This window comes from Sinorhizobium prairiense (assembly GCF_029201645.2).
GTDB lineage: Bacteria > Pseudomonadota > Alphaproteobacteria > Rhizobiales > Rhizobiaceae > Sinorhizobium > Sinorhizobium meliloti_A.
Genome location: NZ_CP104133.1, coordinates 1632392 through 1653900, shown reverse-complemented (window position 1 = coordinate 1653900; position 21509 = coordinate 1632392). Strand labels below are relative to the sequence as shown.

Genomic DNA, 21509 nt, shown 5'->3' with positions numbered 1-21509 from the left:
AACTCCCTGATGCTCCGCGCCACTCCAGGCGCCAGTTCAAGCGCACAATAATTCATGCGGGGCGTTTGGCAACCGGGCCGGCGGTCGTGCCGGTCGCTTGATGGACGTGCGTCAGACCAAATTGCTGTGGATGAGAAATCCCCCTGCCAGAAATCGCTACTTTCGCCCTCTGGTGGTGTTGCCAATCTCAGTTGTGCCCGCAGAGCAGCCGCGGGTTTTCGCGGCCGGCGGCAGGTTCGGTCCGGAACGTGGCGGCGTTCGGCGTCCGCGTGAGGGGGAGCCGATGTGCAAAAAGATTGCAGCGATTGGGGCAATTTTTTATGCATATTACGTAAAGTGCCGCTACAATTCATGAAGGTTGCATGACTGCTCTTTCGGAGCATTCTTCCGTAACGAAGCGCAATATGCCGAAGCGATCTACAACGTTGCAGGTGGATCTCCACGCGCCGGGGCCGGCCGGCAGACCTGCGTCGTGAAAGGGAGGAAATTCGTCGCAAACGCCTATACAACCTGAGCGATTATCGGCGTTCGCGTTTTAAAGAGAAGGCTGCAATTTTCCGGGCAGATCGCTTGCGTTCGCTGAAAATTTGCACTTCTCTCCTGCGATCAATGAACCCAAAACGAGGGGAAGGAGAAGAAAAATGGCTTCACTGAAACTCAATCTCAGGGCCGCTGCGCTCATAGGCTCGCTGCTCATCGGGGCAAGCCCCGCGCTCGCCGAGGCGGTACTTCACCGCGGCAATGCCGGCGAACCGCAGACGCTCGACCAGGCCCACACCTCCATCAACATCGAGGAGTTCATCCTCAAGGACCTCTATGAAGGCCTGACGATCTACGATGCCGCGGGCAAGATCGTTCCGGGCGCCGCCGAAACCTGGGAGCTTTCGGACGACGGTACCGTCTACACGTTCAAACTGCGTGCCGATGCCAAGTGGTCGGACGGATCGCCGGTGACGGCAGAGGATTTCGCCTTCTCCTTCCGCCGCGTGGAGGATCCGAAGACCGCGGCCGAATACGCCAACATCCTCTTCCCGATCAAGAACGCCGAAAAGGTCAACAAGGGCGAAGTGCCGGTCGACCAGCTCGGCGTAAAGGCCGTCGACGAAAAGACCCTGGAGGTTACCCTCGAACGGCCGACGCCCTTCTTCCTGGAACTGCTCGCACACCAGACGGCGCTTCCGGTCAGCAAGGCGAGCGTCGAAAAGAACGGCCCGGACTTCGTCAAACCGGGTGTGATGGTTTCGAATGGCGCATTCAAGCTGACGGCGCATGTGCCGAACGACAGCCTGACGGTGGAGAAGAACACCAATTATTGGGATGCCGCCAATGTCAAGCTCGACAAGGTGATCTTCTATCCGATCGACGATCAGGCGGCCTCTGTCCGGCGTTTCGAAGCAAAGGAAATGGATCTCGCCTACAACTTCTCCGCCGACCAGATCGAGCGCCTGCGCACGTCCTATGGAGAGCAGGTGCACGTTTCCCCGACGCTTGCCACCTACTACTACGCTTTCGACACCCGCCAGGAGCCCTATAGCGATGTCCGCGTCCGCCGGGCACTTTCGATGGCGGTCGACCGCGACTTCCTTGCCAAGGAAATCTACAGCGGTTCGCAGCTGCCGTCCTATTCGATGGTCCCGCCGGGCATCGAGAGCTACGGCGATCCCGCCAAGGCCGACTTTGCCGACATGTCGCAACTCGACCGCGAGGACAAGGCGATCGAGTTGATGAAGGAAGCCGGTTACGGCGAGGGCGGCAAGCCGCTCAACATCGAAATCCGCTACAACACCAATCCCAACCATGAGCGTGTCGCGACGGCGGTCGCCGACATGTGGAAGAACACCTTCGGCGCCAAGGTCTCGCTGGTGAATCTCGACGTGTCGTCGCACTATGCCTACCTGCAGGAGGGCGGCAAGTTCAACGTCGCGCGTGCCGGCTGGGTCGCCGATTACGCCGATGCCGAGAACTTCCTGGCACTGAGCCTCAGCACCAACAAGACCTTCAACTACGGCCATTTCGAAAACGCCGAATTCGATGCGCTGATGAAGAAGTCCTATGAGGAACAGGATCCGGCGGCACGATCGAAGATCATGCACGAGGCTGAAACTCTGCTGATGAAGGAGCAGCCGATAGCGCCGTTCCTGACCCAGGCGGACCTCTGGCTCGTTTCGGAACGGGTCAAGGGCTGGCAGGACAATGCGCCGAATGCGCATCTGAGCAAGTTCCTGAGCATCGCCGAATAACGAACTGAGGCGACGCGCGGGCACCCGCGCGTCGCCTCCGGAGCAAAGTCAATGATCTCCTTCATCCTTCGCCGGCTGGCGAGTGCGGTGCCGACGCTGTTCATCGTCGTCACCATATCCTTCTTTCTGATGCGTTTTGCCCCCGGTGGGCCCTTCAACCTCGAGCGTCCTCTCCCGCCCTCCACGATGGAGAACCTGATGAGGACCTATCACCTCGATCAGCCGCTCTGGCGCCAATACGCCACCTATCTCGGCAATGCCGTCACGGGCGACTTCGGTCCGAGCTACATTTACCACGACAACAATGTCGCGCAGCTGATCGGCAAAGGACTGCCCTATTCGATGGAGCTCGGCTTTTACGCGCTGTTGCTCGCGGTCGTCGGCGGCGTCATAACGGGAACGATCGCCGCCTTGCGGCAGAACAGCTTCCTGGATTTCGCGGTCATGTCGGTTTCCACGATCGGGGTCACCGTGCCGAACTTCGTCGTCGGTCCCGTGCTGACGCTGATCTTTGCGATCGTGCTCGCGTGGCTGCCCGCCGGCGGCTGGGGCGACGGTTCTCTCCGCTTTCTCATCCTGCCGATGATCGCGCTCGCGCTTCCTCAGCTTGCGGTCTTCGCCAGGCTCACGCGCGGCTCGATGATCGAGGCCCTCAATACGGATCATATCCGCACCGCGAAAGCCTATGGCCTGCCGTCCCGCGCCGTGGTCGTGACGCACGCCATGCGCGGTGCCATGCTGCCGGTCGTCTCCTATCTTGCTCCTTGCGCCGCCGCCCTCCTTACGGGCTCGGCCGTGGTGGAAACGATCTTCACTATACCGGGCGTCGGGCGCTACTTCGTGCTCGGAGCGATCAACCGCGACTATACCCTGGTAATGGGCACCGTGATCCTCATCGCCATCTTCGTCATCCTCTTCAATCTTCTGGTCGATATTCTCTACGGCCTGCTCGATCCGAGGGTTCGCCATGACTGATATCGCTCAGATCCCGGCATCGATGCCCGACACCAGAGGCCGAAGCCTCTTTCAGCTCGCAACGCTGCGCTTCCGCCGCAACCGCCCGGCCATGGCCGGTTGCGTCATGCTGGTGCTCATCGCGCTCTTTTCCTTCGTCGGGCCGCTTTTTTCGCCTCACAGCTACGATCAGGTCTTTCCGTCCTATGTCACGATCGGCCCCAGCCTCGTGCCGCGTCCGGACACCTCGACACTTCAGGACGTGATGGAGGGCGTGGCGACGCGTGCACGCGTCACGCTCACGGAATTCAACGTCGAAGGCCAGACCTTCACCGCCACGGTGACTTCGGACGAGCCTATCGATCCTCGCGCCACACGCTATTTCGACCGGGCGAACGAGTTCGAGAACACCGAGGTGGTCGCGACGGAGAACGACGGCCGTACCCTGAAGGTCGAGGGCGAGGTGGCTCGGGAATATTTCCCCTTCGGCACCGATTCCAACGGCCGCGACCTGCTTGTCCGGGTGATGCTGGGCGGCCAGATCTCCATCGCCGTCGGCCTGCTGGCGAGTCTCGTTTCGCTCGGCATCGGCGTCGTATACGGGGCGACATCGGGCTATATCGGCGGGCGCGTCGATAACGTCATGATGCGCCTGGTCGAGATCCTCTATTCGCTGCCCTTCGTTTTCCTGGTCGTGGTGCTCGTCGTCTTCTTCGGCCGGAGCTTCATCCTGATCTTCCTGGTGATCGGGGCTGTCGAATGGCTGGATATGGCCCGCATCGTGCGCGGCCAGACGCTGGCGCTCAAGCGGCGTGAGTTCGTCGGAGCGGCGCAGGCGCTGGGTCTGACCGACTGGCAGATCATCCGCCGGCACATCATCCCGAATACGATCGGTCCGGTCATCGTCTTCGTCACCGTCGTCGTGCCGAAGGTCATCCTGCTCGAGAGTTTCCTGTCGTTCCTCGGACTGGGCGTGCAGGCGCCGCTTACGAGCTGGGGTGCGCTGATCTCGGAAGGTGCGAACAATATACAGTCGGCGCCGTGGCTCTTGATCTTCCCCGCCATCTTCTTCGTCGTGACGCTGTTCTCGCTGAATTTCGTCGGCGACGGCCTGCGCGATGCGCTCGACCCGAAGGACCGCTGACATGACAGAGATGAAGGACTCCATTCTCGCTGTGCGCGGCCTGAAGGTCGACTTTTCCACCCCTGACGGCACCGTCGAAGCGGTCAAGGGCATCGATCTCGACGTCCGTTCCGGCGAGACGCTCGCAGTTGTTGGCGAATCCGGTTCGGGCAAGAGCCAGACCATGATGGGCATCATGGGTCTGCTCGCCAAGAACGGGACGGTGACGGGTTCGGCGCGCTATCGCGGCCAGGAACTCGTGGGCCTTGCACCGAAGGCACTGAACAAGGTGCGCGGCTCGAAGATCACCATGATCTTCCAGGAGCCGATGACTTCGCTCGACCCGCTTTACACGATCGGCCGCCAGATCGCCGAGCCGATCGTCCATCACCGGGGCGGCAGCTTCAAGGAGGCGCGCAGGCGCGTCCTCGAGCTCCTGGAGCTCGTCGGCATTCCCGAACCGGGGCGGCGCATCGACAGCTATCCGCACGAGCTTTCCGGCGGCCAGCGCCAGCGCGTCATGATCGCCATGGCGCTTGCCAACGAGCCGGACATCCTGATCGCCGACGAGCCGACGACCGCCCTGGACGTGACCATCCAGGCCCAGATCCTCGATCTGCTCAAATCGCTGCAAAGGCGCTTCGGCATGGCGATCGTTCTGATCACCCACGACCTCGGCATCGTCAAGTACTTCGCCGACCGGGTCGCGGTCATGCGCCGCGGCGAGGTCGTGGAGCAGGGGGTGACTGCCGATATCTTCGAGCGGCCGAAGGCGGACTATACCAGGATGCTGCTGGAGGCCGAACCGAGCGGGCGCAAGCCTCCGCCTTCCGACAATGCCCCGATCATCCTGGAGGGTCGCAATGTCGCGGTGGACTATACGATCCCTGGCGGCCTCTTCCGCGGAGCCTCGGCCGCTTTCCGTGCAGTCGACGGCGTCAATCTGAGGCTCAGGCAGGGTCAGACGATCGGGATCGTCGGCGAATCCGGCTCCGGGAAGTCGACGCTCGGCCGGGCGCTGCTGAGGCTTCTGCCGAGCAGCGGCTACTACCGTTTCGGCTCGACCGACATTTCCGGCTTCGACCGCGGCGCGATGCGACCGCTGCGCCGCCAGCTGCAGCTCGTCTTTCAGGACCCTTACGGGTCGCTCTCCCCACGCCGGACCGTGGGGGAGATCATCACCGAAGGCCTCCATGTGCATGAGCCCGACCTGAGCCGTGCCGACCGCGACCGCAGGGCCATCGCAGCGCTGAAGGAAGTCGGCCTCGACCCCGCCTCGCGCAACCGCTATCCGCATGAATTCTCCGGCGGACAGCGCCAGCGCATCGCGATCGCCCGCGCGATCATCCTGAAGCCGAAGGTCGTCATTCTCGACGAGCCGACTTCGGCCCTCGACCGGTCGGTGCAGGGGCAGGTGATCGACCTCCTCCGCGATCTGCAGGAAAAGCACGGTCTCTCCTACATCTTCATCAGCCACGATCTTTCGGTGGTGAAGGCGATGTCCGACTATGTGATCGTGATGAAGAACGGCCGGATCGTCGAAGAGGGGGAAACGGACGCGATCTTCGATGCGCCGAGGGAGCCCTATACCAAGACGCTGATCGGAGCCGCGTTCAACGTGTGAGGCAGGCAATCTCGTGCCGGATTGCCCTCATCCCGCCGCCGCGTCCCCTCACCCCGCGTGCGGGGGAGCACTACCGCTCCTCCGATAACGCCTTCTTGTCGAGCCCGAACTTCTGCATCTTCTCGTAAAGCGTCTTGCGTGAAATGCCGAGCGACTCGTAGACGGGCTTCAAAGCGCCGCCATGGGCCGCGAGAGCGCTGGCGATGACACTCTTTTCGAAGGCGGCCACCTTGTCGGCTAGGCGCCGGCCGTTCGCCGATGCAAGCACCTCTTCGCGTTCGGCTTCGAGCCCGAGGACCAGACGCTCCGCGGCGTTGCGCAACTCGCGCACGTTGCCGGGCCACTCGCGCGCGGCCATTTCCGAAGCGAGCGCGGGCGAGACGACGATATCGTCCCGGCCGTAGCGAGCGGCGGATTCGCGGACGAGCTGCATGAAGAGCAGGGAAATATCGGAACGGCGCTGCGAAAGCGTCGGCACTCTCAAGGTTGCGACGTTCAACCGGTAAAGCAGGTCGGCACGAAAGCGGCCGCTTGCTACCTCGCGTTCCAGGTCGACCTTGCTGGTCGCGATGAAACGAACATCGAGCGGTACGGTCTCGTTCGAGCCGAGGCGCGTTATGACCCGCTCCTGCAGCACGCGAAGGAATTTCGCCTGGAGATCGAAAGGCATGGAGCCGATCTCGTCGAGCAGGATGGTGCCGCCGCGGCCATGCTCGAATTTGCCGTAGCGCGGCCTGAGCGCTCCGGGGAATGCGCCCGGTTCGTGCCCGAAGAGCTCGCTTTCGATCAGGTTTTCGGGAAGAGCGGCGCAATTGATGGCGATGAACGGGCCGCTCGCGCGGCTGCTCAAATCGTGGAGCGCGCGGGCGACGACTTCTTTTCCAACTCCCGTTTCGCCGATGATCAGCGTATCGGCGTCGGAGGCGCCGATCGCCCTGATGCGGTAGCGCAGGTCGACCATTGCCTGGCTTCGCCCGGGCAGCCGCTGCTCTATGTCGTCGCGTTTGCCCGCAACCGCCCGCAGGCGGCGGTTCTCGAGCACGAGACCACGCCAATCGAGCGCGCGGCGAATGGTGCCGGCAAGCATCTGGGCGGTGAAGGGCTTTTCGACGAAATCATAGGCGCCCTCGCGCATCGCCCGGACCGCCAGCTGCACATCGCCGTGTCCGGTCACCAGGATCACCGGCAGTTCGGCATCGATCTCGCGGATGCGCTGCAGAAAGGTCATTCCGTCCATTCCGGGCATGCGGATATCGCTGATGACGACGCCGTGGAAGCTGAAGGCGATGCGTTCGAGCGCATGCTCGGCGCTGGCAAACGTATCCACCCGGAAGCCGGCGAGTTCCAGCGCCTGAGCGCTGGAACGACGCAGTTCCTCTTCGTCGTCGACGAGCAGGATGCGGCTTTCGCTCATTCGGCTGCCTCCCGCCCGGCTTCTCCGGCAACCGCAAGCTCGATACGAAAGACCGCGCCACCCTCCGGATGGTTCGACACGGTGAGGCTTCCTCCGAAATCCTTGATGATGTTGTAGGAAATGGACAGGCCGAGTCCTAGGCCTCTTCCCACGCCCTTCGTCGTATAGAACGGATCGAAGATGCGTTCGGCAACAGCCGGAGCAACGCCCGCGCCGCGATCGCGCACCGTCAGCACGACCCTGCCGCCTTCGCGCCAGGCGCGCACCGAAAGCTTGCGATCGTCAAGTCCCTCGACGGCGTCGGCGGCGTTCGAGATCACGTTGACGAGCACCTGCTGCAAGCGGACCGAACCGGCAAGGACCGCCAGCTCATCGCCGAGATCGGTATCCATTTCCGCGTCTGCCGCTTTCAACCGGACTGCCACGATCTCCAGCGTGTCGCGCATCACCTCGTCGAGACGAACCGGGCCGAGCTTTTCATTGGGTTTTCGCGCAAAATTGCGCAGGTGACGGCTGATCGAGGCCATACGGTCGATCAAGCCCGAAATCCGCCGGACATTGTCGCTCGCCTCGGCCGTGCGGCCACGCTCGATGAGCAGCGCGGCGCTGTCGGCATAGGTCTTGGCGGCGGCGAGGGGCTGGTTGAATTCGTGAGACAGGGCAGCGGACATCTGCCCGAGGCCGGCGAGTTTGCCCGCCTGGATGAGATCGGCCTGGGTCTGGCGCAACTGCTGCTCGGTGAGCCGCCGTTCGGCGATCTCCGCTTCGATCTGCGAATTGACGCGTGCAAGATCCGCCGTGCGCTCCTCGACGCGGCGCTCGAGTTCCTCCTGCGCCTGCTCCTGCATCAGAATGCGTTCCCTGAGCCTTGCGCGCCGTTGGATGATGATCGCGATCGCCAGGCCGGCGAGGCAAAGGAGCAGCATGACGGCTGCAACCGTGGTCAGGGCCTGGGTCCGCACGGATGCCGTGTCCGTAAGAACGTTCACGGTCCAATCCGCCTCCGGCATATAATGCGAGAGGGCCAGATATTCCCGCTCGCTGCCCTCGGACACCTTTAGCAATCGATGTCCGGAAAGCTCGCTTTGTACGACCGGCAGGGGGCGGAGCGTGGCGTCCGCATAGCGCCGCGAGCCCTCCGTCCGGGCAAGCCGATCAGGCGTCAGCGGCAGGATCCCGGCATAGAGCCATGCAGGATTGCCGCTCATGAAGATGATGCCTTCGGGGTCGGAGACGAAGATCCGGTATTCGCCACCCTGCCAGGAGGCTTCGATGGTTTCGATATCCACCTTGAACACGATCACGCCGCGGATGTCCCCTCTGACGCGGACCGGCGCACCGAAATAGTAACCGCGCTTCAGCGATGTCGTGCCGAGAGCATAGAAGCGGGACTGGTTCCCCTTGAGTGCGTCCTGGAAATAGGGGCGGTAACTGAAATTCTCGCCGACAAAGCTCGTCGGTCCATCGTAATTGCTGGCGGCGATCGTGTTGCCGTCCGGTGTGATGACGTAGATGTCGGAAGACTTGAGGAGTTCGTTGATCTCCTTGAGATACGAATTGACGGCCCCGCGCAGCCGCCGATCGCGCGGACGCGTGACCAGTTCCTTGACGTCATCATGGTCGGCGATCAGCGCGGGCAGGGCCTGATAGCGGTTCAGGTGACCGCTAAGGGCCGCAACCGCCAGCCGCAGAGCCGTGTTCGCCTGCGACGAGGCCTCCTGCATATAGCTGCGCGTGGCGACGGCGGTTCCCTGGACGGCGATCAATCCTGCGGCTGCCGGCAGGAGAAGGAGGGCAAGAACGAGACGGTATTTCACGGGATGGCCGGGCTCCTCCTCCCGCTCGCGGTGTTGGCCGCAGGATCGAATGTTGCCGGCCGCCGCGATGCTAAATGGCGCTCTGACGCGTGGCAAGCTGCCATGCAGGCAGTCCTCTCCGGTCTGTGGTCGTAATTGTTAACGGTCATCCTGTCGTGTCAACATCCCATTGACAATCCGTTCTTTCGCAACGGTCTTTCGCTCTCGGCGTCCAGAGAGCATCTAACCGACATCAACGCACCCCGCAAAGCGCGGGCAGAAAGGAAGCGGATCATGCTTGACCAGATCAAAGGCCTGCATCACGTAACGTCGATGGCGGACGACGCCCGCACGAACAACCGGTTCTTCACCGATACGCTCGGCCTGCGCCGCGTCAAGAAGACGGTGAACTTCGACTCGCCGGACGTCTACCATCTCTACTATGGCGACGAGACCGGCACCCCCGGCACGGTGATGACCTATTTTCCCTTTCCGCAGATGCCGCGCGGCCGCGCGGGCACCGGAGAGGTCGGGACGACCGTCTTCTCAATCCCGCGGGGCTCGCTCGGCTTCTGGCAGGAGCGCCTGGCGGCACTCGGTGCAAGCGGTCTCAAGCAGACGGAAAGCTTTGGCGAAAAGCGCCTGAACTTTGCCGGTCCGGACGGCGACGGCTTCGCTCTCGTCGAGGTCGAGGATGACCCGCGTACGCCCTGGACCGAAGGCGGCATCTCCTCGGATCACGCCATTCGCGGCTTCCACTCGGTCGCCATGCGGCTACGCGACGAAGGCGCGACTGCGGAACTGCTGAAGTTCATGGGTTACGAGGAACTCGACCGCAAGGACGGCGTAACCAGGCTGATCGTGCCCGGCGGCAACGGCGCGAGCCTCGTCGATCTGGAGACGCTGCCAAACATCAGCCGCGCCGCACAGGGTGCCGGCTCGGTTCACCACGTCGCATTCGCCGTCGACAACCGCGAGAAGCAGTTGGAGGTGCGCAAGGCGCTGATGGACACCGGCTACCACGTGACGCCGGTGATCGACCGGGACTATTTCTGGGCGATCTATTTCCGCACGCCCGGCGGCGTTCTCTTCGAGATCGCCACGAACGAGCCCGGTTTCGACCGGGACGAGGACATCGCGCATCTGGGAGAGGCGCTGAAGCTGCCGCAGCAGCACAAGCATCTGCGCCCGGTTCTCGAAAGCCATTTGCAGAAGCTGGACGCCTAGCGGCCAGCACCCTGTACGCTCCTTCCGCTGGCGCAGGAAGGAGCGCACTTCTTTAGATAGAAGAAGTGTTCGCAACCACGCGCGCACAAAGGAGAAATCGATGGTCGATCATGGCTATGTGCACACATTGAAATCCGGCAGGCCCGGCGGTCCGATCCTTTTCGTACTTCACGGGACGGGCGGCGACGAGAACCAGTTTTTCGGCTTCGGGGCGCAGCTCCTGCCGGAGGCCACCGTTGTTTCGCCGCGGGGCGACGTATCGGAACACGGGGCCGCCCGCTTCTTCCGGCGAACGGGCGAGGGCGTTTACGACATGGCGGACCTCGCGCGTGCGACGGAGAAGATGGCGGGTTTCGTGAAGGCGCTCGCTGGCGAACACGACGCCTTGGAGATTGTCGGTCTCGGCTATTCCAACGGTGCCAACATTCTCGCGAATGTACTGATCGAAGAGGGCCTCTTCGACAAGGCCGTGCTCATGCATCCGCTGATCCCGTTCCGTCCGGAGGACAATCCCGCGCTCGCCGGCCGCAAGATCCTGATTACGGCCGGAGAACGCGACCCGATCTGCCCGGCCCCGCTGACACGGGCGCTCGGGGACTACTTCACGAAGCAGAAGGCGAAGGTGGAATTCGAGTGGCATTCCGGCGGCCACGACATCCGCCAGAACGAGATCGCCGCCATCGAAGCGTTCGTTAAAGGCTGACAGCATAAGGGCTGGCGGCGCGGTACCTTGAAAAGAGATGGGGATTGAACTAAGTTCAGTGAACTAAGTTCGATTACGAGGACCCCGATGGAAACCGTCAACATTCACGAAGCGAAAACCCACCTATCGCGACTGATCGAGAAGGCGGCGCAGGGGCAGCCCTTTATCATTGCAAAAGCGGGAAAGCCGATGGTGAAGGTGATCCCGATCGATCAGCCTTCCGATGCGAAAGTGCAGCGGATCGGCTTCATGGCGGGTCAGTTTACGGTACCGGACGACTTCGATCAGATGGGCCGTGACGAGGTTGCAGATCTTTTTGGCGCATGAATATTCTTTTTGATACGCACATTCTCCTCTGGGCGGCCGGTGTACCCGGCCGCTTGTCGAAAGAGGCCCGCGCTCTTATCGAAAGCTCCGAGAATACGCTTTACTTCAGTGCGGCGAGCGTGTGGGAGATCGCGATCAAGCGTGGCTTGGGGCGGATGGACTTCGATGCCGATCCACGGCTCCTGCGTCGAGGTTTGCTGGACAATGGTTACCGGGAACTGCGGGTCGACGGCACCCATGCGGTGGCACTTGATCAACTCCCCCTGATCCACAGGGACCCATTCGACCGCATTCTCATCGCGCAGTCTCTCGTCGAAGGACTTACGCTCGTCACGTCCGATGAAGTCGTCAGCCGCTACCCCGGTCCTATCCGGCTTGTTTAGTCTTCATTCGAGCCGCCTGCGGAACAGCCACGCGGCGCAGGAGAGGGTGACGATCGCGATCAGGCAAAGCGGCAGCGTCTGGTGGACGACTTCGGCAAGGGGAATGTCCTTTAGAAACACACCTTTCACGATCACCAGGAAATAGCGCAGCGGATTGATAAGCGTCACTGGCTGCAGCCAGGAGGGCATGTTTTCGATCGGCGTCGCGAAGCCGGATAGCAGCATAGCCGGGACCATGAAGAGGAAGGCCCCGAGGATTGCCTGCTGCTGCGTCATGGACAGCGCCGAGATGAAGAGACCGAGGCCGACGACGGCGGCGAGATAGAAGATGGCGCTCCCATAGAGCAGGAACAGAGAGCCGCGCAGCGGCACGCCGAAGATGAAGACCGCGGCAAGGATATAGATGGTGATGTGGAAGAGGCCGATCATCATCGGCGGGATGAGCTTGCCGAGCAGGATCTCATGGGTGCGCAACGGTGACACGATGAGCTGGTCGAAAGTGCCGAGCTCCCGCTCGCGCGCGACCGACAGCGCCGTGACGATAAGCCCGATCAGGAGAGCGATGCTCGCGACCAGGTTCGGCACCATGAACCATTGGTAGGTGAGGTTCGGATTGAACCAGTTGCGGACCTCGACCCGGATCGTCTCGGAGGCCGCACGCCTGCCCGCCGGCGTTTCGGCCGCGACGGCGCCGACGATTCGGCCGAGATAGCCGGAGACGATCTGCGACGCGTTGGAACGCCGGCCGTCGAGGATCATCTGCACTTCCGCCGGTTTCCCCGCCTCGATATCGCGGGAGAAGGTGGGGCCGATCTCCAGTGCGGCCAGGACTCGCTGGGTATCGATCGCGAGGCGGACCTCGTGAGGGCTGCTCGCGAGCTCTATCGAGCGAAAGGTCGGAGAGCCGCCGATCTGCTGCACGAGTTCCTGGCTCCATTGGCCGCTGTCACGGTTGAGCACCATGAGATCGACGTCAGTTACCTCGAGCGTCGCCGCATAGGAGAAGACCAGGAGCTGGATGATCGGCGGGCCGATCAAAACGGTGCGGCCCTTCGGATCGCGCAGGACCGCGAGCAGCTCCTTGACGATCAGGGCTTTCAGCCGCGTCCACCACATGTCAGCCGATCCTCTTTCTGGTGCTGCGCGCCGCCAGCGCGAAGAACATGCAGCCGATCAGGAACATCACCGTGATGGCGCGTGCGAACATCGGCCAGATATCGCCGGCGAGAAACACTGTCTGCAGACTGGGAATGAGGTAGCGCGCCGGGACGGCATAGGTTACCCATTGGATGACGGTGGGCATGGAATTGATCTCGAAGAGGAAGCCGGACAGCAGGAAGGCCGGGAGGAAGGCCGAGATCAGCGCGAGCTGCGAAGCGAGAAACTGGTTCTTCGTCGCGGCCGAGATCAGCAGCCCTTGTCCGAGCGCCGGCATCAGGAAGGTGGCCGAAAGGGCGTAGAGCGCCGCCACCGATCCCCGGAAGGGGACATCGAAAAGAAAGACCGCCACAAGCACGCAAAGCGTCATCGACGTAAGGCCGAGGACGAAGTAGGGCAGCAGCTTGCCGGCGAGCAGCTCGGCGGCGGAGACGGGCGTCGCCATCATCGCCTCCATCGTGCCGCGCTCCCATTCGCGGGCGACGACGAGCGAGGTGAGCAGCGTGCCGACCAGCGTCATCACGATCGCGATCGAGCCCGGAACCAGGAAGTTGCGGCTTGTCAGCTGCGGGTTGAACCAGAAGCGCTGTTCGGCGGAGATCGCCGGAGGCGGGCTCCGGCCCTCGCTCAAGCGCTGGCGCTCCCAATTGGCAACAGCACCCTGTGCATAGTTCTGCACGAAATTGGCGGTGTTCGGATCGGAGCCGTCGACGATCACCTGGACCGACGGATGGCGCCCCGCCGCGTGGTCGGCGGCAAAGCCGGCGGGGATCACGAGGATGCCGCGCACCCGTCCGAGGACAAGGTCGTCCTCAAATTCCCTGCGGTCGCGTCCGGTGACGACGGAAAAGTAGCGCGATGCCTCGAAGCTGGCAGCGAGATCGCGCGTGAGCGGGGTCGCCTCCTCGACCACGAGGGCGACGCGCGTGCGCGTCGTATCGAGCGACACGCCATAACCGAAGAGGAAGAGCAGGACCAATGGCAGGACGAAGGCGATCAGGATACTGCTCGGATCGCGTACGACCTGATAGGTTTCCTTGCGCACCAGGGCGGCAAAACGCCGGGCCCGGCCCGCGGGTTCGTACGCTTTCGCCATTTTCCTCTCGGCGTTCATGCAGCCTCCTTCGCCTCGGAGCCTTGAACGAGCGCGATGAACGCGTCCTCCATGGTCGGGTCGGGGAGATCCTTGCTTGCGACACGGGCCTTCATGTCGTCCGGCGAGCCGAGTGCGATCGAGCGGCCGCGATAGATGAGTGAAATGCGGTCGCAATATTCCGCCTCATCCATGAAATGCGTGGTGACGAGCACGGTCACGCCCTTTTCGACAAGGCCGTTGATATGGGTCCAGAACTCGCGCCGGGTGATCGGATCGACGCCGGAGGTCGGTTCGTCCAGGAAAAGCACTTCCGGTTCATGGAGCACGGCACAGGCAAGCGCCAGACGCTGCTTGAGACCGAGCGGCAGGTCCTTGGCCGACATCTCGAGGATCGTGCGGAAGTCGAAGATTTCGCTCATCAGAGCGATGCGTTCGCGTTTTCTCGCGCCGGACAGCCCGTAGACGCCGGCAAAGAAATTGAAGTTCTGGATGACGCTCAAATCACCGTAGAGAGAGAATTTCTGCGCCATGTAACCCAGCCGATTGCGCGCCTCGGGGGCGTTGCGCCTGAGGTCGAAGCCGGCGACGCGGCCTTCGCCGGCGGTCGGCTTCAGGAGGCCGCAAAGCATTTTGAACGTCGTCGACTTGCCGGCGCCGTTGGGGCCGAGGAGGCCGAAAATCTCGCCGCGTGGAATATCGAAGGTGATGTTGTCGGCGGCGGTAAAGTCGCCGAAGCGTTTCGTCAGACCCCGCGCCTCGATCACGGGTCTGCCGGCGTCTTCGGCGAACTCGCGCTGTGTTTCCGCAAGCCTCGACCGGCCGCCGGGACCTCCGCCGAGCATATCGACGAAAGCGTCCTCGAAGCGGGGCGGGGTGATCGCTGCGTGAGCGGCATCGGCCGTGTCGCCGAGCGGCGGTGAAAGACCCTGCTTCATGACGAGACGTATGGCTTCGCCCTGGATCACGCCGTCGACCACGCCTTGCTCTTCGAGGAGGCGCGCAAGCGCTTCGCGGCGGCGGCCGCGGATGCCGGAGAGGCGAAAGACGCGGTCCTCGACGCGGCCGGTCATCTCCGCCGGCGGGCCGGAAAACATGAGCCTTCCCTGATTGAGCAGGAAAACATGGTCGCAGGCTTCCGCCTCTTCGAGATAGGCGGTCGACCAGACGACGGCGATGCCCTCCGCCCTCAGATTTCCGACCATCTTCCAGAGGTCGCGCCGCGAAATCGGATCGACGCCGACGCCGGGCTCGTCGAGAAGCAGGAGCCGCGGCTTGCGCAGGAGCGCGCAGGCGAGGCCGAGCTTCTGTTTCATTCCGCCGGAGAGCTTGCCGGCAAGCCGCGTCGTGAAGCGGGCAAGATCGGTGAAGTCGAGCAACTCGCCGAAGGTCCGGCTGCGCTCGGTCTTCGGCAGGCCGCGCAGATCGGCGTAGAGGTCGAGGTTCTCCTGGACCGACAGGTCTTCATAGAGGCCGAAGCGCTGCGGCATATAGCCGATTGCCGCCTGGATACTGGCGGGATCCCTCCGGGTATCGTAGCCGAGCACTTCTATGGTGCCTGCATCCGGCAGCATCAGGCCGGTCATCAGCCGGATCAGCGTCGTTTTGCCTGCGCCATCCGGACCGACGAGACCGGTTACCCATCCGCCGAAGATTTCACCCGCAACTGCGTCGAGCGCCGGGGGCGCGGTACCGAACCGCTTGGTGACGGCGTTCAGCCGAACGAACGGGGCCGTACCGGGCTCCGTTGCGGGGGCGGGCATCAGGAAGCCTCCTTCGCTTCCGGCAGGTGCACGGTGACCGGCATGCCCTGGCGAAGATCCTTGCCCGGATTGGCGATCACGATGCGCAGCCTGTAGACGAGATCGGTTCTGAGCTCGGGTGTCTCAACCGATTTAGGCGTGAACTCGGCGACCGGGGATACGAAGCCGACGGTTCCCTCATAGTTGCGATCGGGCGCGGTGTCGGAGGTGATCGTCACCTTCATTCCCGGATGTACACGGCCGAGGTCGGGTTCTGCGACATAGGCGCGGACCCAGACCGGTTCCGTCAGCGAAAGCACGTAGACGATATCGGCGGGCGAGACGATCGCGCCGGTTTCACGCACGCGGGATATGATGACGCCGTCGCTCGGGGCGGCAAGTTGGGTGTCATCGAGCGAGATGCGGGCGCTCTCGGCCTTTGCCGTCGCGGCATTCGCCTGGGCCGCTGCTGCCGCTATGTCCTCGGCGCGATTTCCCTCTTCGAGAAGCACCAAAGCCTCGCGGGCCGACCTTGCGCGTGCGTCCGCCGCTGCACGGCTGGCGTTTGCCTGGTCGAGCTCCGCCTGCGAGATCGTGCCGTTCGGACGCAGCTGCTTTGCGCGTTCATAGGCGAGCTTCGCATTCTCAAGCTCCGCAAGGCGTTCTTCATGCGTGGCGCTCGCCTGGGCGATTTCGGCTACGCGGGCCCCGGCCTTTAGCTTTGCCAGCGTCGCCCGGGCAGCCTCGGCGTCCGCTTCGGCGGCACCGAGCGCCTGGCGGAACGGCTCGGCGTCGAGGCTCGCGATCACGTCGCCTGCCTTCACGCTATCGCCCTCGTCGACGCGCAACTCAGCGATCCGCCCGCTCACCCGAAAGCCAAGCGACACCTGCCGAATGTCAACATTGCCGTAGAGCACCGCCTGCCGCGGCTCACCCGCAAAGCCGAGGCGCGCCGGCAGGTCGAACCACCAGGCACCGGCGAGTGCTGCGGCGACGATTGCAACGAGTATGGCGACCTTCCTCATGACCGGCGGTCCCTCTCGGCACCGAGCACCGCCACGAGTTCGGCGGCATGGCGGTGCAATGTCTCGATCTCCTTCGGTCCGGCAGATTCCCATTCGAGCTGGGCATAGACGGCTGCATGCGCCATTCGAAACACCAGAACGCTTCCGACGAAGGAGAGCGTTCTCAGACGAATGTGCTCCGAAGCCGGGTCGTCCTCGATGATCGCGCCGATCAGCCGGCTCGCCATGTCGATCATCGGCCCCATGATGCTGCCGTAGATGCGTTTGAATGCTTCGGTCGGCTCCATCTGCTCGCGAATGATGAAGCGTGCCCAGCTTTCCGATTCCTTGCTGACGAAGAGAGCGATCATCCTCTGGACCATCTGGGTCAGGAAATGCCGCGCCTCCATCGGCGTCATCGCAGCGCCTTCGGCGTCGAGTTCGGCAAGGCGGGAGACGATCATGCTCCGCAGGTCGCCGACATGGCCGCCGATGATCGACGCAAGGTGCTCGGCGGCGGCTACATAAAGCCCTTCCTTGCCGCCGAAATAATAGGGAATCGCCTGGAGATTGACGCCCGCTGCATCGGCGAGCTTTCGCGTGGTCGCGCCATCGAAGCCATAGCGTCCGAAGACGTCGATGGCCGTGTTGAGCAATTTCTCCCGCGTCGCGTCGCCGCGGTCGGCTCGGAGCACAGTGGGTCGGTTTCCATCCTTGACCATGCATCGATGATGCGCCAATCAATCGACTAAGTCAATCGATCGAATGAAATGAAGTGACTGTCTTGCAACGCCATGTTTCCTTTGATCGTAGCCGATCAATGGACAAAAACGTGCAGCAGTTCGAAAGGCTACAACGACCTTTGCGCGTCTTATAAGAGGCGCGGCGCTGTAGGAAACTTTTCGGAGGATTGCAATCTCTCTCCTCGCCTCATCCCTTATGTGGACGGCTCCCCCTTGCAAGTGTTTTTTGCAGATTTTTTGATCGGATCGCTTGCTTCCATATGTTCGGCCTTTCGGTGTGGCCGCACAGGGCCACTGGCCAAGATGGTTTCCGCAACGCCTGTGCCAAACAGTGCAACGGCCTTGGAAGGCCATTGGGATGAGCGGCGTGTCAGGCGTCTTGGGAATTGATCGATCGCACCATCTGCTTGTTCTCTTGCAAGTTCACAGCATCAGCCGGACACGGGCGGCTTTGTGTTGCGCGCCCATGGCGGCCAATCTCTATGCGGCCTGCGGCTGCTCTTCCATCCTCCGATAGGTTTGGCCGCTTACCATCAGCTTCCAGGCGATCCGGGCGATCTTGTTGGCGAGCGCCACGGCAACAAGCTTGGGCTTTTTGCGTTGCAGCAGTCCGGTGAGCCATTGCGAGGCATGCCGGCTTCGGCCGGCTCTGACCTGTTGAAGAAGAGAGGTCGCCCCAACCACCAGAACGCTTCGCAGCATCTCGTCGCCGGCACGGGTGATCACCCCAAGCCTCGTCTTGCCAGCGGTCGAATGATCCTTGGGCGTCAGTCCCAACCAGGCGGCAAACGCCCGGCCGGACTTGAACCGCCGGGCATCCGGGGTTTTCAGCATCAACAGCGTTGCGCCGACCGGACCGACACCGGGAATTTGCGCAAGGCGCAGGCTGCATTCATCGGCGCGGTGCAAATCCAGCAGCTCTTCCTCCACCTTCTTTATCTCGTGAAGCAGACCGCGATATTCATCGCCATGCATGGCAAAAACCTTTCGCGCAAGAACGGGCAGCGATGGGTCCTGCGCTATGCGCTCCAATAGCGGTTCGATCCTGCACATGCCGGTGGCCGCGACGATGCCAAACTCCATGGCAAAGCCGCGAATGCTGTTGGCCAGTTGTGTCCGGTTGCGGATCAGCCTCTCGCACAAGCCAACCAGCATCAAGGCGGCCTGCTGCTGCGCCGTCTTCACCGGAACAAACCGCATCGTCGGCCGGCTCATCGCCTCGCACAATGCTTCGGCGTCCGCCGCATCATTCTTCCCGCGCTTGACATAAGGCTTGGCCAATTGCGGCGCGATCAATTTCACCTCATGGCCGAAGGAACGCAGCAGTCGGGCCCAATGGTGGGAACCACCACACGCTTCCAGCGCAATACTGGTCGGTGCCGCCTTCTGGAAGAATTTCACCATTTCCTTGCGCGTCAGCTTCCGGCGCAGGATCGGTTGCTCGGCGGCGTTCACTCCATGCAACTGGAAAACGCTCTTTGACGTATCCATGCCAATTCGGATAATCTGCTCCACGGACGGTCTCCCTCGATTGAGATCTTAACGACTCACTCTGGCACATTGCGATGCCGTTGGGAGCCGTCCACCCCAACAGTGCTCGTCACAGGGATCCAGCAGCGCCGCGTCTGCGGCGCGGAAGAGTCCTTCCAGTCCAATGACTTGGTCCGGCTGGATTCCTGTGACAAGCACAGGAATGAGGAAATCAAACAAGCGGTGGCGGTGGCCCTAATCTCAACAGCCCTTAGCGATCTCACAAGACGCGCGGCGCTTTAGGATTCGGAGGACAGCAATCTCTCCTCATCCTCATCTCTATGCTTGTCACAGAGATCCAGCAGCGCCGTGTCTGCGGCGCGGGAGAGCCTATCCAGCCCAATTACTCGGTCTGGCTGGATTCCCGTGACAAGCACAGGAATGAGGAAGTCAACATAAGTCGTCGCGGGTATCCTTAGGCAGCCGCGGCGAAATCGATGGTGATTTTCGTCCCTCCGCCGGGAACCGTATCGACCGCGATCCTCGCTTTGTGAAGCTCGCCGATGCGGTGAACGATCTTGAGGCCGAGCCCGAGCTGGCCGGAGCGTTTGACGTAGCCGAGATCGTCATTGTGCTCCGGCAGATCGACGAGGCCCCTTCCGTTGTCCTCGACAGACACCAGAGGTCCGGGACCGCAGGCGAGCACTATGCGCGTATTGGGCGGATTATGCTTCACCGCGTTTTCGATCAGGTTGCGCAACATGTTCTCGATGAGCGGCGCAATCACGCTTACGGGCGGTGTGCCGTGGTCTACGAATTCGATGGACTTGCCGTTGTCGAAAACAAATGGCGCAGTCGTCTGCGCGACCTCCGCCCCGATCGCCGAGAGGTCGGCGCGCTGAAAGGCCGAGGGGTCCACAGAGTCGGCCCGGGCAAGCGAGGTCAATTGCTCGAGAATGTGGGTCAGCGCATCGAGATCGCGCTCCGCATTGCGGGCGCGCGGATCGTCGATGCGGCTCAGCTCCATCTTGGCGATCGAAACCGGTGTGCGGATCTCGTGGGCGATCGAGGAGGAAAAGACCTTCTGCGCCTGGATGAGATCTGCAACGCGCGCCAGGAGACGGTTGACGGCCACGACAAGGCGCTCGATCTCCTCCGGCATGCGCGACGAGGGGAGGCGGGCATTGCCGTCGCGCGGATCGATCGCATCGGCCGCCCGCACCGCTGCTGCCACCGGTTTGAGCGCACTGCGGATCGACCAGATCGTGGCCCCGATCACGAGGCAGAACATCAGCGTCATGGGCACGATCATGGAATCGAACATCTCGCGCAGCAAAACGCTGTACATGAAGCCGTTGGGGTCCTTCAGGACGGCCAGCTCTACGAGCACGATCTCTCCATAACGCTCGAACGATTGGCCGCCGGCAACGCTGAAGGGTTTGCCGGGTGCGATCAGCCGTTTCCAGAAAGTCGGTGCGTTGACGGCGAGCGGAAGAAAATGCTCCGAACATTCGGCCGAGCAATTGGTGAAGAGCACCGAGCCGGAAGCGGTGCGCACCCTCACATAGATCGCACCCGGTCCATCGCGTTCCAGGTAACGCTCTTTCAGTTCGTGACTGAGCTTGAATGTCAGCTCCCCGTCCTGCTTCGCGATTGCGGTCGACAGGGTGTCTGTCTCCTCCTGCAGCATCAGGACGCTGAGCTCGTCATCGTCGAACCAGTAGTCGGCGAAGACGACGCCGACCTGCAGCATCATGGCGAGCAGTGAGAAGGCGATGATGCGGCGGGCGACGATGCCGATGAGCGACGGGTTCCAGCTCTTCATCAAACCGTCCGAAGCAGATAACCAATGCCGCGCACGGTTTCGATCTGCACGCCGGTTTCCGCCGACTGCAGTCGCTTGCGCACCCTGGAGACGGCGAGTTCCAGCGCATTCGAGCTCAGTTCCTGGCCATATTCCGAAAGGGCCGTTTCGAGCCTGCGCTTCGGGACGACACGCCCGACCTCGCGCAACAGGATTTCGATCAGCGAGCGCTCGCGCGGAGGAAGCGGCAGAACGGCGCCCTCGCAGGTAAGCTCCGCCGTTGCAGGATCATAGCGCAGCGCACCGGCCTCGAGGACCGGCTGTATCGCATTGGGATTTCGCCTGAGCATCGCCCTGCAGCGGGACAGAAGTTCGCGATGGTGAAACGGCTTGACGAGATAATCGTCGGCGCCGGCGTCGAGCCCGGCGATACGCTCGTCGACCGATCCGCGTGCGGTGATGATCAGCACCGGCAGGCCGACATGCTCCCGCCGGATCCATTGCAGGAGCTGCAGGCCGTCGCCGTCGGGAAGGCCGAGATCGAGGAGAACCAGATCGTGCTCGCGCGCGGCAATGGCGGCCTCGGCATCGCGCAATGTCGAAACGCCGTCGAGCCGCCAACCCGCGTCATGCATGGTCTCGTTGATGAGTTCGGTAAGGCGAGGACTGTCCTCGACGAGGAGTAAACGCATGCGGATCGCAGC

General features: G+C 62.5%; 18 protein-coding genes. 8 read left to right on the top strand and 10 right to left on the bottom strand.

Features of this window, described 5'->3' with window-relative positions; all coding sequences use genetic code 11:
• Nucleotides 1-641 precede the first annotated feature (641 nt).
• Genes N0Q91_RS31000 through N0Q91_RS30985 form a run of 4 tightly spaced genes read left to right on the top strand, consistent with a single transcriptional unit; the run spans nt 642 to nt 5941 of the window.
• Nucleotides 642-2240, top strand: a complete 1599-nt coding sequence (locus N0Q91_RS31000) for a peptide ABC transporter substrate-binding protein (RefSeq protein ID WP_275599188.1) — start codon at nt 642-644, stop codon at nt 2238-2240.
• Between the two features lie 51 nt (nt 2241-2291).
• Entirely contained in the window at nt 2292-3215 is a 924-nt protein-coding gene (oppB, locus tag N0Q91_RS30995; RefSeq protein WP_003529067.1) for an oligopeptide ABC transporter permease OppB, read from the top strand.
• Nucleotides 3208-4338 (top strand): ABC transporter permease, encoded by a 1131-nt coding sequence (locus N0Q91_RS30990; protein ID WP_275599187.1) that lies wholly within the window; start codon nt 3208-3210, stop codon nt 4336-4338. Before oppB ends, N0Q91_RS30990 begins: the two co-directional genes overlap by 8 nt.
• 1 nt (nt 4339) lies before the next feature.
• Nucleotides 4340-5941: an ABC transporter ATP-binding protein gene (locus tag N0Q91_RS30985; protein ID WP_100670194.1), complete on the top strand. Its 1602-nt coding sequence runs from the start codon at nt 4340-4342 to the stop codon at nt 5939-5941.
• A gap of 70 nt (nt 5942-6011) precedes the next feature.
• On the opposite strand, the gene N0Q91_RS30980 is transcribed toward N0Q91_RS30985, so the two are convergent.
• Together N0Q91_RS30980 and N0Q91_RS30975 are read right to left on the bottom strand one after the other, a co-directional pair.
• Complete coding sequence (locus N0Q91_RS30980; protein WP_018098429.1) at nt 6012-7355, bottom strand: sigma-54-dependent transcriptional regulator; 1344 nt, start codon at nt 7353-7355, stop codon at nt 6012-6014.
• On the bottom strand, nt 7352-9172 hold the full coding sequence (locus N0Q91_RS30975) for a sensor histidine kinase (RefSeq protein WP_275599186.1): 1821 nt from the start codon (nt 9170-9172) through the stop codon (nt 7352-7354). The genes N0Q91_RS30980 and N0Q91_RS30975 overlap by 4 nt, the downstream gene beginning before the upstream one ends.
• 273 nt (nt 9173-9445) lie before the next feature.
• Between N0Q91_RS30975 and N0Q91_RS30970 the strand changes: the two genes are divergently transcribed.
• The 4 genes from N0Q91_RS30970 to N0Q91_RS30955 all read left to right on the top strand — a co-directional run bounded on the left by N0Q91_RS30970 (nt 9446) and on the right by N0Q91_RS30955 (nt 11791).
• Complete coding sequence (locus tag N0Q91_RS30970; RefSeq protein WP_275599185.1) at nt 9446-10378, top strand: VOC family protein; 933 nt, start codon at nt 9446-9448, stop codon at nt 10376-10378.
• A gap of 100 nt (nt 10379-10478) precedes the next feature.
• Nucleotides 10479-11081 (top strand): alpha/beta hydrolase, encoded by a 603-nt coding sequence (locus N0Q91_RS30965; RefSeq protein WP_100670197.1) that lies wholly within the window; start codon nt 10479-10481, stop codon nt 11079-11081.
• An 87-nt stretch (nt 11082-11168) separates the two neighbouring features.
• Nucleotides 11169-11408, top strand: a complete 240-nt coding sequence (locus N0Q91_RS30960; protein ID WP_100670198.1) for a type II toxin-antitoxin system Phd/YefM family antitoxin — start codon at nt 11169-11171, stop codon at nt 11406-11408.
• Nucleotides 11405-11791: a type II toxin-antitoxin system VapC family toxin gene (locus N0Q91_RS30955; RefSeq protein ID WP_275599184.1), complete on the top strand. Its 387-nt coding sequence runs from the start codon at nt 11405-11407 to the stop codon at nt 11789-11791. Before N0Q91_RS30960 ends, N0Q91_RS30955 begins: the two co-directional genes overlap by 4 nt.
• Before the next feature lie 3 nt (nt 11792-11794).
• Here N0Q91_RS30955 and N0Q91_RS30950 read toward each other — a convergent pair whose 3' ends face one another.
• The 8 genes from N0Q91_RS30950 to N0Q91_RS30915 form a co-directional block, all read right to left on the bottom strand.
• On the bottom strand, nt 11795-12907 hold the full coding sequence (locus N0Q91_RS30950) for an ABC transporter permease (protein ID WP_275599183.1): 1113 nt from the start codon (nt 12905-12907) through the stop codon (nt 11795-11797).
• Nucleotide 12908: 1 nt separating this feature from the next.
• Nucleotides 12909-14063 (bottom strand): ABC transporter permease, encoded by a 1155-nt coding sequence (locus N0Q91_RS30945; RefSeq protein ID WP_018098437.1) that lies wholly within the window; start codon nt 14061-14063, stop codon nt 12909-12911.
• Complete coding sequence (locus N0Q91_RS30940; RefSeq protein ID WP_275599182.1) at nt 14060-15805, bottom strand: ATP-binding cassette domain-containing protein; 1746 nt, start codon at nt 15803-15805, stop codon at nt 14060-14062. The genes N0Q91_RS30945 and N0Q91_RS30940 overlap by 4 nt, the downstream gene beginning before the upstream one ends.
• Nucleotides 15805-16809 carry a secretion protein HlyD gene (hlyD, locus tag N0Q91_RS30935; protein WP_275599181.1) on the bottom strand — a complete coding sequence of 335 codons (1005 nt, stop codon included), beginning with the start codon at nt 16807-16809 and terminating at the stop codon, nt 15805-15807. Before hlyD ends, N0Q91_RS30940 begins: the two co-directional genes overlap by 1 nt.
• Nucleotides 16806-17510 (bottom strand): CerR family C-terminal domain-containing protein, encoded by a 705-nt coding sequence (locus N0Q91_RS30930; RefSeq protein ID WP_275599180.1) that lies wholly within the window; start codon nt 17508-17510, stop codon nt 16806-16808. The genes hlyD and N0Q91_RS30930 overlap by 4 nt, the downstream gene beginning before the upstream one ends.
• Nucleotides 17511-18011: 501 nt before the next feature.
• Entirely contained in the window at nt 18012-19046 is a 1035-nt protein-coding gene (locus N0Q91_RS30925) for an IS110 family RNA-guided transposase (RefSeq protein WP_275599179.1), read from the bottom strand.
• A gap of 430 nt (nt 19047-19476) precedes the next feature.
• Complete coding sequence (locus tag N0Q91_RS30920; protein WP_275599178.1) at nt 19477-20826, bottom strand: sensor histidine kinase; 1350 nt, start codon at nt 20824-20826, stop codon at nt 19477-19479.
• A complete protein-coding gene (locus N0Q91_RS30915) occupies nt 20826-21497 on the bottom strand; it encodes a response regulator (RefSeq protein WP_275599177.1) in 672 nt (223 codons plus the stop codon). Before N0Q91_RS30915 ends, N0Q91_RS30920 begins: the two co-directional genes overlap by 1 nt.
• Between the last annotated feature and the right edge of the window lie 12 nt (nt 21498-21509).